The 13,129-nt window shown below is 42.7% G+C and carries 12 protein-coding genes; 6 read left to right on the forward strand and 6 right to left on the reverse strand.

Features of this window, described 5'->3' with window-relative positions:
- Positions 1–14: 14 nt before the first annotated feature.
- Positions 15–899, reverse strand: a complete 885-nt coding sequence (gene gspC, locus JJQ94_RS22680; RefSeq protein ID WP_039490900.1) for a type II secretion system protein GspC — start codon at positions 897–899, stop codon at positions 15–17.
- A 276-nt stretch (positions 900–1,175) separates the two neighbouring features.
- On the opposite strand from gspC, the gene hslR reads away from it, so the two are divergent.
- The 3 genes from hslR (at position 1,176) to JJQ94_RS22695 (ending at position 4,245) form a co-directional block, all read left to right on the forward strand.
- The gene (hslR, locus tag JJQ94_RS22685) at positions 1,176–1,586 is read left to right on the forward strand and encodes a ribosome-associated heat shock protein Hsp15 (protein WP_010378496.1); all 411 of its coding nucleotides are present in this window, start codon (positions 1,176–1,178) and stop codon (positions 1,584–1,586) included.
- Between the two features lie 11 nt (positions 1,587–1,597).
- Positions 1,598–2,443: an Hsp33 family molecular chaperone HslO gene (hslO, locus tag JJQ94_RS22690; RefSeq protein WP_088529699.1), complete on the forward strand. Its 846-nt coding sequence runs from the start codon at positions 1,598–1,600 to the stop codon at positions 2,441–2,443.
- A 263-nt stretch (positions 2,444–2,706) separates the two neighbouring features.
- Positions 2,707–4,245, forward strand: a complete 1,539-nt coding sequence (locus JJQ94_RS22695; RefSeq protein ID WP_099031892.1) for a phosphoenolpyruvate carboxykinase — start codon at positions 2,707–2,709, stop codon at positions 4,243–4,245.
- A 278-nt stretch (positions 4,246–4,523) separates the two neighbouring features.
- Here the strand turns inward: JJQ94_RS22695 and JJQ94_RS22700 are convergent, their stop codons facing one another.
- Genes JJQ94_RS22700 through JJQ94_RS22710 form a run of 3 tightly spaced genes read right to left on the reverse strand, consistent with a single transcriptional unit; the run spans position 4,524 to position 6,354 of the window.
- Positions 4,524–5,270: a hypothetical protein gene (locus tag JJQ94_RS22700; RefSeq protein ID WP_236596534.1), complete on the reverse strand. Its 747-nt coding sequence runs from the start codon at positions 5,268–5,270 to the stop codon at positions 4,524–4,526.
- Entirely contained in the window at positions 5,270–5,944 is a 675-nt protein-coding gene (locus JJQ94_RS22705; RefSeq protein WP_099031891.1) for a hypothetical protein, read from the reverse strand. Before JJQ94_RS22705 ends, JJQ94_RS22700 begins: the two co-directional genes overlap by 1 nt.
- Positions 5,941–6,354 carry a hypothetical protein gene (locus JJQ94_RS22710; RefSeq protein WP_099031890.1) on the reverse strand — a complete coding sequence of 138 codons (414 nt, stop codon included), beginning with the start codon at positions 6,352–6,354 and terminating at the stop codon, positions 5,941–5,943. Before JJQ94_RS22710 ends, JJQ94_RS22705 begins: the two co-directional genes overlap by 4 nt.
- 65 nt (positions 6,355–6,419) lie before the next feature.
- On the opposite strand from JJQ94_RS22710, the gene JJQ94_RS22715 reads away from it, so the two are divergent.
- Positions 6,420–7,600, forward strand: a protein-coding gene (locus JJQ94_RS22715; RefSeq protein WP_201435439.1) for an IS3 family transposase whose coding sequence is annotated in 2 segments (ribosomal slippage) — positions 6,420–6,678 and positions 6,678–7,600 — 1,182 coding nt in all. Because the reading frame shifts where the segments join, the coding sequence is not laid out codon by codon here.
- A 335-nt stretch (positions 7,601–7,935) separates the two neighbouring features.
- On the opposite strand, the gene envZ is transcribed toward JJQ94_RS22715, so the two are convergent.
- Together envZ and ompR are read right to left on the reverse strand one after the other, a co-directional pair.
- Positions 7,936–9,255 (reverse strand): two-component system sensor histidine kinase EnvZ, encoded by a 1,320-nt coding sequence (gene envZ / locus JJQ94_RS22720; protein ID WP_099031830.1) that lies wholly within the window; start codon positions 9,253–9,255, stop codon positions 7,936–7,938.
- A 5-nt stretch (positions 9,256–9,260) separates the two neighbouring features.
- Positions 9,261–9,980 (reverse strand): osmolarity response regulator transcription factor OmpR, encoded by a 720-nt coding sequence (gene ompR, locus JJQ94_RS22725; protein ID WP_010378483.1) that lies wholly within the window; start codon positions 9,978–9,980, stop codon positions 9,261–9,263.
- A 214-nt stretch (positions 9,981–10,194) separates the two neighbouring features.
- Here ompR and greB point away from each other — a divergent pair, with 214 nt between their 5' ends.
- Together greB and JJQ94_RS22735 are read left to right on the forward strand one after the other, a co-directional pair.
- Positions 10,195–10,680, forward strand: a complete 486-nt coding sequence (greB, locus tag JJQ94_RS22730; protein ID WP_099031831.1) for a transcription elongation factor GreB — start codon at positions 10,195–10,197, stop codon at positions 10,678–10,680.
- A gap of 83 nt (positions 10,681–10,763) precedes the next feature.
- On the forward strand, positions 10,764–13,076 hold the full coding sequence (locus tag JJQ94_RS22735; protein WP_099031832.1) for a Tex family protein: 2,313 nt from the start codon (positions 10,764–10,766) through the stop codon (positions 13,074–13,076).
- Positions 13,077–13,129: the final 53 nt, after the last annotated feature.

Below are 13,129 nucleotides of genomic sequence, written 5' to 3' on the forward strand. Positions count from 1 at the left end.
CAAAATTAGTAACTTTACAGGCTAAACTGCACATCCATCACCTGACCGTCTCGTTCGATCGTGATGTTCGCATCTGTGCTCGTTCTAAGTTCATTAATAGCTGACATAGCCTGTTTCATATCCGTGAGCTGAAACCCATTAATTGCGATTGCTAAATCATTCGCTTTAAGCCCCACCTGTTCGAACAATTCAGGATCCTTTCCAGGTGAGAGGCGATAGCCAATAACTTCGCCGTTACGCTGTTCCGGAGCAATCTTAATATAATCAAATAATTTACCTGGATCGCTGAGCAATTCCTGGCGACGATTAGCTAGTTCATTTCGAGGTGGGGTTGGTGAAGTTGTGCTGTTGACGATTTTCTTTGGCTTTGTTGGCATCGCCACAGTGCGACTAAACTCTATGCCATCTAACATCAGCGTTTCAAAACGCCCACTAACATCTAAAATCACACGGTCAGGTAATACCCGAGCAAGCTTTGCGCGAGTGCCTGTGATTGGCGCGTCAACAGAATAGGTCTCTTGACGCCCCTGAGATTCAATAATAGCAAGGCCTGCACCATCATCTTGGCTGACCGCCACGATACCAGTTAGCCTAACATTGAGCGTTGTTTCTGGTGCATCAGAAACCACTGGCTGAGGTTTGGTATCAGGCTTAGCATTTGCCTCACCAAACAAATTTTGAGCGACAATTCCTTGGCTTGTGATACCGCTACTTGATTGACTATACAGTTGTGATGCAGGGAGCAAGGGTTGTGTTTGTGGCACTGGCCATAACAACCAAAATAATTGCGAAAAGAGAAACGCAACGTAAACAACCGACAGGACAACAATGATACGACTCAATTTTGCATGAGGCAAACCAAGCCAAAACTTCTGAAGCTGTTGTAACTGTAATTCCATATAATACTTTTCTTATTCTCTTGAACGCCCCAGTGTACCGCCTCGAAATTTTTTCAACAAGCGTGCATTTGTTAAACTTTTAATTAAATAGGTACACCGTAGGCCAATTAACTGAATCTAAACTTAACCTTGGAACATAGACACACATATTAGTTCATTTTTTAGGTAAAGTGCGATTAACTCACAAGTTTAGTGCCTGTCATCTACTTTGTTTGCATAACGAAATATGCTAAATTTGTTAGGTTAAATTTCACACTAACAAATAGTTAACGAATTGTGACAAAACTCCAACAGGAAAACAACCAATCTGAACAGAAAGTTCGTATTGATAAGTGGTTATGGGCTGCTCGCTTTTACAAAACACGAGCGCTTGCTCGCGATATGGTCCAAGGTGGCAAAGTACATTACAACGGTCAGCGCTGTAAACCAAGTAAAACGGTTGAAGTCGGCGCGGTAGTGAAATTAGCCCAAGGATATGAAGAGAAAGAAGTAACCATACTCAAAATTATGGAAAAGCGACAAGCAGCTCCTATCGCTCAAACTCTTTATGAAGAGTCTGAAGCAAGTATTGAAAAACGAACGCAAAACGCGTTGGCGCGCCAAAACAATAGCTTGTTTGCGCCTCGTCCTGCCACTAAGCCGGACAAGAAACAACGCCGTGAATTACTTAAATTGAAATCAAACTAGGATTTTCATTGATGCAGACTGATTTACTTCATCGTTATATTTTCGACAAGCTAGACGTACGTGGTGAGCTTGTACAAATAGAACAGACTTTTACTGACATCATTAGCGGTCACAACTACCCAGAGCCTGTGCAACAGCTATTAGGCGAGTTATTGGTTGCAACCAGTTTACTGACCGCTACGTTAAAATTTGAAGGTGACATTGCGGTTCAGCTCCAAGGTGATGGTCCAGTAAAATATGCGGTGATCAATGGTAATCACAAACAACAGATGCGCGGCGTGGCAAGGCTGCAATCTGAGGTTTCGGGATCATCTGTACCTGAGCTAATGGGCAAAGGGTATATGGTTATCACCATTACACCGACAAAAGGCGAGCGCTATCAAGGCATAGTTCCACTTTCTAAAGCATCACTTGCCGAATGTTTAGAAGAATACTTCGAGCAATCTGAGCAATTGAAAACCCGTTTATGGTTCGCAACAAGCCTAGTTGGCGATAAAGTGAAAGCTGCAGGTCTGTTTTTACAAGTACTGCCTGTCAATAAAGAAAAGTCTGTCGCCGATTTCCAACATCTTGAAGCACTAAGCGACACGATTAAAGATGAAGAGCTACTAGATTTAGACGCGAATACCGTATTAACAAGACTGTATCACGAGGACAATCCTCAACTTTTTGAACCACAAGCTATCTCGTTCGTATGTGGATGTAGCCGTGAAAAAACCGAGAATGCGCTGGCAAATGTCGGACTAGAAGCCTTGATGGAAGACTTGCAAAAACACGGCGAAGTCAATATTAGCTGTCATTACTGCTTGAAAAACTACGTTTTTAACGAGCAAGATATTAAATCGTTATTTAATTAAGTTGCGCTTTAGCCCTTAATTACAAAATGAAACCGCCATTTTTGGCGGTTTTTTTATGGCTATTGGGTGATACCGGTGTCATAAAACATACAAAAGTTATGACACCGGTATCATTGAAATTATTCAAGTTTTTTGACGTTTTTATGTAATTTTAAGCACTCTAAAGGCTCGAATATCTCAATTTCATCTGTTACTATAAATTTAGCTAAGGGCAAGAGTACCCCAGAGCTATCCCGTTCAACTCTCACTTTTTAGGTATAAACATGACTTCAAGCGCTACTCGTTTTGTCGATTTAACCGCAGCTGAACTTGTCGAACACGCTATCCGTCGTGGCGAGGGCACTTTAGCCGCAAATGGAGCTTTTGTTGCAAAAACTGGTCGTCGTACTGGACGTTCACCAAACGACCGTTTCATCGTAAAAGAATCAAGCACAGAAAATGACATCCAATGGGGTAACGTAAACCGCCCATTCGAAGGTGCTAAGTTTGATGCTTTATGGGCTCGCGTAGAAGCGCACGTTCTTGAAAATGACCACTTCGTCTCTCACTTAGAAGTCGGTGCGGATCCTGAGCACTATTTACCAGTCGTTGTAACGACTGAAACTGCTTGGCACCACATTTTCGCTAAAAACATGTTTATCGAACCTAACTCTTATAACAAAACTAATTTACCTGAATGGCAGGTGATGAACGTTCCTTCTTTTGTTTGTGATCCTGAGCGTGATGGCACAAACAGTGATGGTACCGTTATCATCAACTTTGCACAGCGCAAAGTGCTTATCGCAGGTATGCATTACGCCGGTGAAATGAAGAAGTCGATGTTCTCTGTACAAAACTTCTTACTACCAGCAAAAGGTGTACTACCTATGCACTGTAGTGCAAACGTAGGTGAAGCTGGCGACACAACGTTATTCTTTGGTCTATCAGGAACAGGTAAAACCACTCTTTCTGCGGATCCTAAGCGTTTTCTTATCGGTGATGATGAGCACGGTTGGGCGCCTGGTAGCGTATTCAACATTGAAGGCGGTTGTTATGCGAAATGTATCGACCTGTCACAAAAGAACGAACCTGTTATTTGGGATGCAATCCGTTTTGGTACTATTTTAGAAAACGTCGTGCTAGATGAAACGCGTACTCCTGATTATACCGATTCAAGCTTAACGCAAAATACGCGTGCAGCTTACCCACTTGAGCATGTTGAAAAGCGTAAAGTAGAAAACCGCGCAGGCGAGCCTCGTGCAGTTGTATTCTTAACTTGTGACGTGAGTGGCGTATTACCTCCAGTTTCAATCCTAAGCGAGGAAGCTGCGGCTTATCACTTCCTTAGTGGTTACACGGCGAAAGTAGGCTCAACTGAGATTGGTTCAACCTCTGATATCGAATCAACTTTCTCAACTTGTTTTGGTGCTCCTTTCTTCCCGCGTCCAGCAGGCGTGTACGCTGAGCTACTAATGAAACGTGTGCGTGAGTTTGGCGCTAAAGTTTACCTAGTAAACACAGGTTGGACTGGTGGCCCATATGGCATTGGTAAGCGTTTTGACATTCCAACAACTCGCGCCGTGATTGATGCAATCGTAAACGATACATTAGAGGGCGTTGAGACACAGCACATTGAGGCACTAAATTTAGATGTACCAGTGGCAGTGGAAGGTGTTGATAGCAAGCTACTTAATCCGGTAAATACATGGCAAGATCAAGCTAAGTATGCGGAATATGCAGCTAAACTTGCAGCTGATTTCAAAGAAAACTTCGCTAAATACGATGTTTCTGAAGCAATCAAAGCAGCAGGTCCTCGCGGCTAATAATCTAACCTAAGAAAAATTCCTTTATCAAAAGCGCCCCTCGTTTGGGCGTTTTTTTGATCCAAAAACCCACATAAAGGATTATCACATCAACATATTGAAAACAATAAAGCTTTGCTTGGAAAAGTGGATTTACTCCTCACTAGTGCACAATAGGAACTGAATTCAGCTTAGTAAATATTAAGGAAAAAGGAGATATATCATAAAGTTAAACCAGCTTAATCGGCTAAGACCTTTTGACAGACTTAGAAGCAATAACACATATCTAGCGACGGTACTTATCCTCGTCCTAACACGCCAGATACGCTACTCGATAATATTTTCTTTAGTGTTAAGATAAATTGTGTAAGCGAAATAGGAATGATAACAACAAGCGCAATTCCCTTATCAAATTCAGGATTAACACTGCAGTAAAGTGCAATCTCAGTTTTTCTGCTTTCTCTAAAGCGTGCGATTTCAGCCTCGCTGTAATTGGTTTTGCGCCCAACAACCTTCAAACATCTTAGACCATTATAGGAACTTACCAAGCCACTCGGGTTAATGATGTCATAGAGCGTTGCTATCGCGCTATTTTGAGACAAGCTATTCGGATAAACTTCGGCGATATTTTTTGCCATGGCCCTGAACATAGCGGGGCTGAGCATAGTATCTGCATATAAAAGTTTTCTACGAGGGTTACGTATATAACGTTTTAATACTTCTATAAGAGAAAACCTAAAGGTGCTGTTTTTCCCTCTAAAGGCAGGTAAAAAAGCAGCTGAAGCGCCAACAATACAAACATCATTATTGCTATCATCAAAGGTCAATAAGCAATAGCCGACAATTTCACCGCCTGATAAAAACAAACGGAGTCTACGCTTTGTGCTTTCGCCTCTTTCAAAGTACAGAGCAAAGTAATGCTCAACCTCTACATTGGAAAAACTCGTTGCAATGATGCACTTTAATTGAGCCAACTGAGCATTTGTTAAAACATTTTGGGTATAGGTCAAATCACGATATGACACCTTCTTCGATATGCTTCGCATCAATTATCCACACCCTGCGCAACTATCTGAATACTCGCGATGTTATCTCTCGATAGGATCACTGAACGATTTTTAGATTTTTCATAGAGAAAAACATAGCGTTCAGACTCCAGTATGATTTGCATATCTTGAAAGTGACGCCTTTTTTGTTGATCAAGACTAATCGAGTTAATTAAATCAAAATTGTAAAGCTTACCATTACCTTCTTTTATGCTCTCAGCGTTCCAAGAGCCCAGTAGTCCAGCGTATGCATTTGGATAAATAAGCATAGCTACAACAACTAAACTATAGAAAGGATTGAGTCGATATAAAATACGGTGGCTCAAGAGCCAGCTTTTCCACCCCTTAAGCTCTTTAATCTGAGCACGCTTTCTATCGAATTTACTCACTACATAAGCCACTCCCCCTCCCACTACAATTGCGCAAGATGTTGCAAAAAGAATATCTGGCTCTGCTAAGAATGACATCAATAAGTCACTAAGTTCCATATATTTGATGATCTCGATAGAAAAAGCATTGAATAAAGAAGTAAGATACACGAACCCTGCCAAATTTAGTGTCAGATATCCCAAAGTAATAAGAACACCAGGTTGTTCATAAATAAATTTTGCGGTCTTTTTACTTACTTCATCGAACCAAGCGTAATATTCAGCGTCATTGGTAATTTTTTTCATTTCCCTCCCCCTGAAGCCGAGAGTGTAGTAATGCTACCTAAATTCGCATCGGGAATGGCCACCGCCTTTTTTGTTTCTGGGTGATATATAAAAGTATATCGTGAAGTCGACAACACAATTACAACTGAAGGAATTGTCATTACTTGTTCGCCAAACCAATCTATCGGATAACTTAAATAAATATCAGTGTTTCCACGCTGCAAAGCCTTTACTTCTCTTACTGCACTTTTTGCTGCAAAATCAGCCGCATATGTAGACAAAATAAGCGTAGTAATAATCGTTGTGGAAAGTGGAAAATTATAGAGTGGCTGGTTAACTATATAGTTCAACTTATCAACGCCAAGAAACTTAACCTGAACAAGCTTTTTATCTTGCCTGATTATTGTGAGCAAGCTGAAGTGTAGTGGCATAGTTAATTTGGCCACCCATTAAGAAAGAAATGTTATGCTATTTGCATACAAATTTGGGTGAAAAAATGACGAAATTAAAACGCGCAACGTATTCTGCTGCAATCAAATTAGAAACAGCTCAGCTTGTAGTTGATCAAGGCTACACGCAAGAAGATGCAGCCAAAGCTATGGGGGTTGGTAAATCAACTGTAAGTAAATGGGTAACTCAATTAAAGCAAGAACGGAATGGCCAGTCCCCATTAGCTTCACCAATGACACCCGAACAAATTGAAATCCGCGAACTTAAAAAGCAAATCCAACGTATTGAATTAGAAAAGGATATATTAAAAAAGGCTACCGCTCTCTTGATGTCCGACTCCCTGAACAATTCTCGTTAATTGAGAAATTAAATCAACGAGAGCGTTACCCAATTAGCGTGTTGTGTAGCGTATTCAATGTGCATCGCAGCAGCTATAAATATTGGGCCATACGGGATACAACGCCAACACCAGAGCAAATAAGGCTAGAAGCTGAAGTTAAAGCCATACATGCAATGAGCGGCGGTTCAGCTGGGGCACGGACAATCGCAGCAATCGCAACGAATAACGATTTTGAATTAAGCCGTTATCGCGCCGCTAAGCTAATGGTTAAACTAAAACTAGAGAGCTGCCAAGTACCACAACATCAATATAAAAGGGGTGGTAATGAGCATCTTGAAATCCCAAATTTGCTAGATAGGCAGTTTGATGTTGTTGAGCCGAATAGGGTGTGGTGCGGTGATGTGACGTATATTTGGACAGGCAATCGCTGGGCCTATTTAGCGGTCGTTGTTGATTTATTTGCACGTAAAGTCGTTGGTTGGGCAATGTCGTTGTCGCCAGATACTAACTTAACGCTAAAAGCGCTTGAACTCGCGTATGAAAGCAGAGGTAAACCAAGTGGATTGATGTTTCACTCAGACCAAGGAAGCCATTATACAAGCTTGAAGTACCGCCAACGTTTATGGCGCTATAAAATTACACAAAGTATGAGCAGGCGCGGAAATTGTTGGGATAATGCGCCAATGGAGCGATTTTTTAGAAGCTTTAAAACGGAGTGGATGCCAAAGGTTGGATACGAAAACTTTAAAGATGCTAAATATGGTGTGAGTGATTATATCAACGGATATTATAACAACGTTAGGCCTCATCATTATAATGCTGGTTTAGCGCCAAATGAATCTGAGGTTAGATACCAAGATTCTAAAACTGTGGCCAAAATTAGTTGACCACTACAGAAGACAACGATAGTAAATGCCGGTAGAAATAAAAAATTAGTCATGATAACGGTTAAAAAGTCACTTATCCCTATGTGTTTCAGTGCAGAAAACCCAAACGAATTAAGCAAACGAGCAACATAAAACAGAGCAATACCACTGACGGCCAGGTAGAGCATAAAAGGAATGAGCGTTGGGTGGAGTTTGGCAAACTTTTTGACAGCGACAATACGCCTCAAAACAGGGATCAATCGTGCGCTGGATACTTCTATAGCCACAATAGCATTCCTTACTATTACTTAACGGCCCGGAAAAACCAGTGTTATATCTCAAGCCGTTAAAGTTTATTAATTGTTATTTTCCTCAAGTTTACCACGGTAAGCTGGCAAAGAAACCTCCGCAATCAGACCACCGCCATCACGATTTCGTAATCTTACTTTACCGCCGTGTGTGGTCACGATACGTTTGATAATGGCAAGCCCTAAGCCACTCCCCTCACTCCCTCTGGCCTGATCTCCCTGTTTAAAAGGTTCGAATACAGACTCCAACTCTGACTCAGGAATACCAGGCCCTCTATCCATTACTTTTACGATAACAGCACGGTGCTTGGGGCTGTACTCTGTCGTCACCTCAATATCTTGTTCAGAATAACGGATCGCATTTTCAATCATGTTAGTAAACACTCGCTTTAACGCGACGGCATTCATCATCACTGCTGGTAAGTACTCCTCTGCTTGCAGGTGAATTGGTCGCTGATGCTGCTGCTCTGCATGAACGACTTCTTCAATAACCGTGTTAACGTCATCTGCCGACATTTCTGCACTGTTGTGATGACGGAGATATTCAATGAATTGGTCAATAATCGCATTCATATCTTCAATATCATCGATTATTCCCTCGCGCAGGTAGTCTTCTTCATCCGACATCATTTCAGTTGCTAGACGAATTCGGGTTAAGGGTGTACGTAAATCGTGTGAAACACCAGCCATTAACAGTCGCCTATCACTTTCTAGGTCTGCGATCCCCTTAGACATTTTATTAAATGCCCGAGTCACCTCTATGACTTCAGTAGAACCTTCTTCGACAAGACGTGTTGAAAAATCCCCGACGCCTACTCGACTAGCTGCAATTTGTAGCGATTTTAGCGGTTTGTTGAGATGCCTAGCAAAAAGCCACCCCCCTAACACACTTAAAAAGCCAATACTGGAGAGGTAAAAAACTAAAAACTCCATTTTTGTTTCACTGAGTCCGCTAAGCGGTACTCTTACCCAATACCCAGGCGCTTGCGGTGCTTCGACCCAATAAACAACCGGATCTCCTTGGCTTATCCTGACTCGCGCAGAACCATTAAGTTGCTCCGACATACTACGAGACAGCAATGTATATTCTTTGGCCTGCCCCAGCCCATTTACATAGGCCTCTCTTTGTGTCATCACCTCAATACCCGTTATCTCGAAGAATTTGCGAGATACACTGTTATCAACTTCAACACCATTCTCCCAATCAATGAAAACCGTTTTAACCTGCTTAGCAAGCATCAGGTTCACTTGTTCAAAAGTTGGTTTGAAGACGTATAAGGTAACGGTAATGTAAGACACGACTTGATTTATCAATAGTAACGCGCCGACAAAGAAGACGGTTTGCCCGAATGCACTACGAGGTAACATGCTGGCTACTTCACGCCGTCAGGCACAAATACGTACCCAAGACCCCAAACCGTTTGTATATAGCGAGGATTAGAGGCGTCATCTTCAATCATACGACGCAAGCGCGAAACCTGAACGTCAATGCTACGCTCAAGTGCGCTATAATCACGCCCTCTAGCAAGGTTCATTAACTTATCTCGACTAAGCGGCTCTCGAGGGTGACTCACCAGTGCTTTAAGTACCGCAAACTCACCTGAGGTAAGTGAAATTGTCGCTTCCCCATGTTGCATCTCTCGCGTCGCTAAATTAAGGGTAAAGTTACCAAAGCTCACTTCATTTTCTTCTGCCGCAGGCGCACCTGGTACTTCTTTGGCACGACGACGAAGAATGGCTTTTATTCGCGCCAACAGTTCTCTTGGGTTGAAAGGTTTTGGAATGTAATCATCCGCGCCAAGCTCAAGACCAATAATACGGTCAACTTCGTCACCTTTCGCCGTCAACATGACAATTGGGATCTCATTCTCTTTTTGTCTTAAACGACGACAGATGGAAAGGCCATCTTCTCCAGGAAGCATCAAATCTAACACCATCAAGTGAAAGTTTTCGCGTTCAAGTAGTCTATCCATTTGTTCAGAATTGGCTGCGCTGCGGACGATAAATCCCTGCTCAACGAGATAACGCTCTAAAAGACTGCGTAAACGCATATCGTCATCAACTACGAGCACTTTGGTGGTTTCATTTCCCATTTATATTTCTTCTATTTATTAATTTACTAAAGCTTGCTGATCTGCGACATTTCGTGCACAAATCATCATCCTGTTCATTTAACGCTCATGGCGATAATGGACCATGATATTATTATGCTTAAATATAATTGAATTTGGTGCTTTTCGACACCATACATTGATACTAGATTGTTACCGAACATTACAAGGGTTTAACCCAAAATACCTGAGAAACATGAAAACAAATTTGATCACGCCCGAAGGATACCGCCAACTGCAGCAAGAACATGATCATCTGTGGTTTGAAAAGCGCCCAGAGATCACCAAAATTGTGAATTGGGCAGCGAGTTTAGGCGATCGCTCCGAAAATGCCGACTACACCTTCAATAAACGCTTATTAAGGCAAATAGATAGACGGGTGCGCTTTTTACGAAAGCGTATGCCCGAACTAAAAGTCGTGGAATATAGTCCCGAACAAGAAGGTAAAGTATTTTTTGGCGCTTGGGTAGAAGTGGAAAGCGAAGAAGGCGAGGTTCGTGCATTTCGCATTGTTGGACCCGATGAAATATACGAACGCAATGACTACATCTCCATCGATGCGCCAATGGCTAGGGCCTTACTAAGCAAACAAGTCGATGATGAAATTACGGTCACCACACCGTACGGCCGAAGACTTTGGTATATCAACCAAATCGAATATCGCAGAAACACCGAACAATGATAACATTGAGCTAAATTTTGTTTGCCCGAGATGAGTATTATCTAGGCAACACAGACCGATTAAGAAGAGTATAAGGATTTTGCATGAGCAATATCACACAACGTTTAGCAACTGAGCTTAACGCCAGAGAACAGCAAGTTAATGCTGCTATTAGTTTGCTAGACGAAGGGGCAACCGTTCCATTTATTGCACGTTACCGTAAAGAGGTAACGGGTGGCTTAGATGACACTCAACTACGTTTGCTTGAGCAAAGGTTAGGTTACTTACGAGAGCTTGATGAACGTCGCGAGTTTATTTTAAAAACCATCGATGAACAGGGTAAACTCACTGCTGAGTTAAATGCAGAAATACAAGCCGCCGACAGCAAAACCGTACTCGAAGATTTATATCTCCCATACAAACCAAAGCGCAGAACAAAAGGCCAAATCGCGATAGAAGCAGGTTTGGAACCCTTAGCTGACGCTTTATTTGCAGATCCAACGTTGGACCCAGAACAACAAGCGGCTCCTTTCATTGATGAAAGCAAAGGCGTTGCAGACAGCAAAGCGGCTTTAGATGGCGCTAAGTTTATTCTCATGGAACGTTTTGCAGAAGACGCTAAACTACTCGCAAAACTCCGTGCCCACCTTAAAGACAACGCGCAAATCGAAGCAAGAGTCATTGCCGGTAAAGAAGAAGCAGGAAGCAAATACCGTGACTACTTTGAACATAATGAGCTGCTAAATAAAATTCCATCACACCGCGCGCTGGCGATGCTAAGAGCACGTAATGAAGGCTTTTTGCAACTATCTATCAACCCGGAACCAAGCGCAGAGGACCCCGCTCAATTTTGTGCACAGATCATTGCTGATCATTACCGCCTAGCCGTCTCTGGTAAAGCTGCCAGTGATTGGTTAATGGGTGTGGTCCAGTGGGCATGGAAGATTAAAATCGCCCTGCACTTGGAAAATGAATTCTTAGGGTCAATGCGTGAAAAGTCAGAGCTAGACGCTATCGAAGTTTTCGCAAAAAACCTGAAAGATCTGCTGATGGCTGCGCCTGCTGGCGCAAAAGTGACAATGGGTATCGATCCGGGATTACGTACAGGATGTAAAGTCGCCATTGTCGATGCCACAGGTAAACTGATTGCAACCAGTACTATCCACCCTCATGCCCCTCAAAACCAGTGGGATAAGTCGCTAAAGACGCTAGAGCAAATGTGCCGCCAATACAAAGTTGAGCTTATTGCTATCGGTAACGGAACCGCGTCTCGCGAAACCGACAAACTGGCCGCAGAACTGCTAAAAAGTGCTACCGAATTAAAACTCAACAAAATTATGGTGAGTGAAGCTGGCGCATCGGTGTACTCAGCCTCTGAATTTGCCGCGAACGAATTTCCAGATCTTGATGTATCTCTACGTGGCGCAGTTTCCATCGCAAGAAGATTACAAGATCCGTTAGCAGAGCTTGTGAAAATCGAACCAAAATCAATCGGTGTTGGCCAATATCAGCATGATGTTTCTCAAAGCCAGTTAGGACAAACGCTAACTGCTGTGGTCGAAGACTGCGTAAACTCAGTAGGTGTCGATGTGAACACGGCATCGATCCCATTATTAACGCGCGTCTCGGGTTTGAATAAAACGTTAGCCAGCAATATCGTAAAATACCGCGACGAAAATGGCTCTTTCACGGATCGCAAAGCGCTTAAAAAAGTTGAGCGATTAGGACCGAAAGCATTTGAACAAGCGGCTGGTTTCTTACGGATCGCCAATGGAGATGATCCACTGGATGCATCGGCAGTGCACCCAGAAGCTTACCCTGTTGTCAAAGCGATTTGTAAAAAACAAAATCTAGAAGTGAATACCCTTATCGGTAATCGCGAAGTCTTGAATGGCCTTGTGGCAAACGACTATGTAGATGATAAGTTTGGGGTACCAACGGTCACTGATATTATCAAAGAGTTAGATAAGCCAGGCCGAGATCCTCGCCCAGAATTTAAAACGGCGCAGTTTAAAGCTGGTGTTGAGACAATCACAGATCTTAAAGTCGGTATGATTTTAGAAGGTGTGGTCTCTAATGTTGCCAATTTTGGGGCTTTTGTGGATGTGGGTGTACATCAAGATGGACTTGTTCACATTTCAGCACTCACGGATAAGTTTATTTCCGATCCGCGTGAAGTCGTTAAAGCGGGAGATATCGTTAAGGTCAAAGTGATTGAGGTTGATGTGCCTCGTAAACGCATTAGCTTTACCATGCGTCTAAACGATGAAATATCTCAAGCTCCAGCGCAAAAACAAAGCGCTAAGCCGCACAAAGGAAAACCGGCGCCTAAGTCTTCTAAGCCAAAGTCACGAGATGCAGGTAACGCTGCGATGGGTAATGCGTTTGCCGAAGCCTTTGCAAAGCTGAAGAAGTAATCTCAACAGTGCAATGAACAAAGAAAAGCGCGGCCTTGGTCGCGCTTTTCGTT

It is taken from the genome of Pseudoalteromonas sp. GCY (assembly GCF_016695175.1).
Classification (GTDB): Bacteria; Pseudomonadota; Gammaproteobacteria; order Enterobacterales; family Alteromonadaceae; genus Pseudoalteromonas.

What these genes read in the sequence shown, in the direction of transcription:
- gspC (WP_039490900.1), bottom strand. Translation starts at nt 899, where the DNA reads ATGGAATTACAGTTACAACAGCTTCAGAAGTTTTGGCTTGGTTTGCCT.
- hslO (WP_088529699.1), top strand. Translation starts at nt 1,598, where the DNA reads ATGCAGACTGATTTACTTCATCGTTATATTTTCGACAAGCTAGACGTA.
- JJQ94_RS22695 (WP_099031892.1), top strand. Translation starts at nt 2,707, where the DNA reads ATGACTTCAAGCGCTACTCGTTTTGTCGATTTAACCGCAGCTGAACTT.
- JJQ94_RS22700 (WP_236596534.1), bottom strand. Translation starts at nt 5,270, where the DNA reads ATGCGAAGCATATCGAAGAAGGTGTCATATCGTGATTTGACCTATACC.
- JJQ94_RS22705 (WP_099031891.1), bottom strand. Translation starts at nt 5,944, where the DNA reads ATGAAAAAAATTACCAATGACGCTGAATATTACGCTTGGTTCGATGAA.
- JJQ94_RS22710 (WP_099031890.1), bottom strand. Translation starts at nt 6,354, where the DNA reads ATGCCACTACACTTCAGCTTGCTCACAATAATCAGGCAAGATAAAAAG.
- envZ (WP_099031830.1), bottom strand. Translation starts at nt 9,255, where the DNA reads ATGTTACCTCGTAGTGCATTCGGGCAAACCGTCTTCTTTGTCGGCGCG.
- ompR (WP_010378483.1), bottom strand. Translation starts at nt 9,980, where the DNA reads ATGGGAAATGAAACCACCAAAGTGCTCGTAGTTGATGACGATATGCGT.
- greB (WP_099031831.1), top strand. Translation starts at nt 10,195, where the DNA reads ATGAAAACAAATTTGATCACGCCCGAAGGATACCGCCAACTGCAGCAA.
- JJQ94_RS22735 (WP_099031832.1), top strand. Translation starts at nt 10,764, where the DNA reads ATGAGCAATATCACACAACGTTTAGCAACTGAGCTTAACGCCAGAGAA.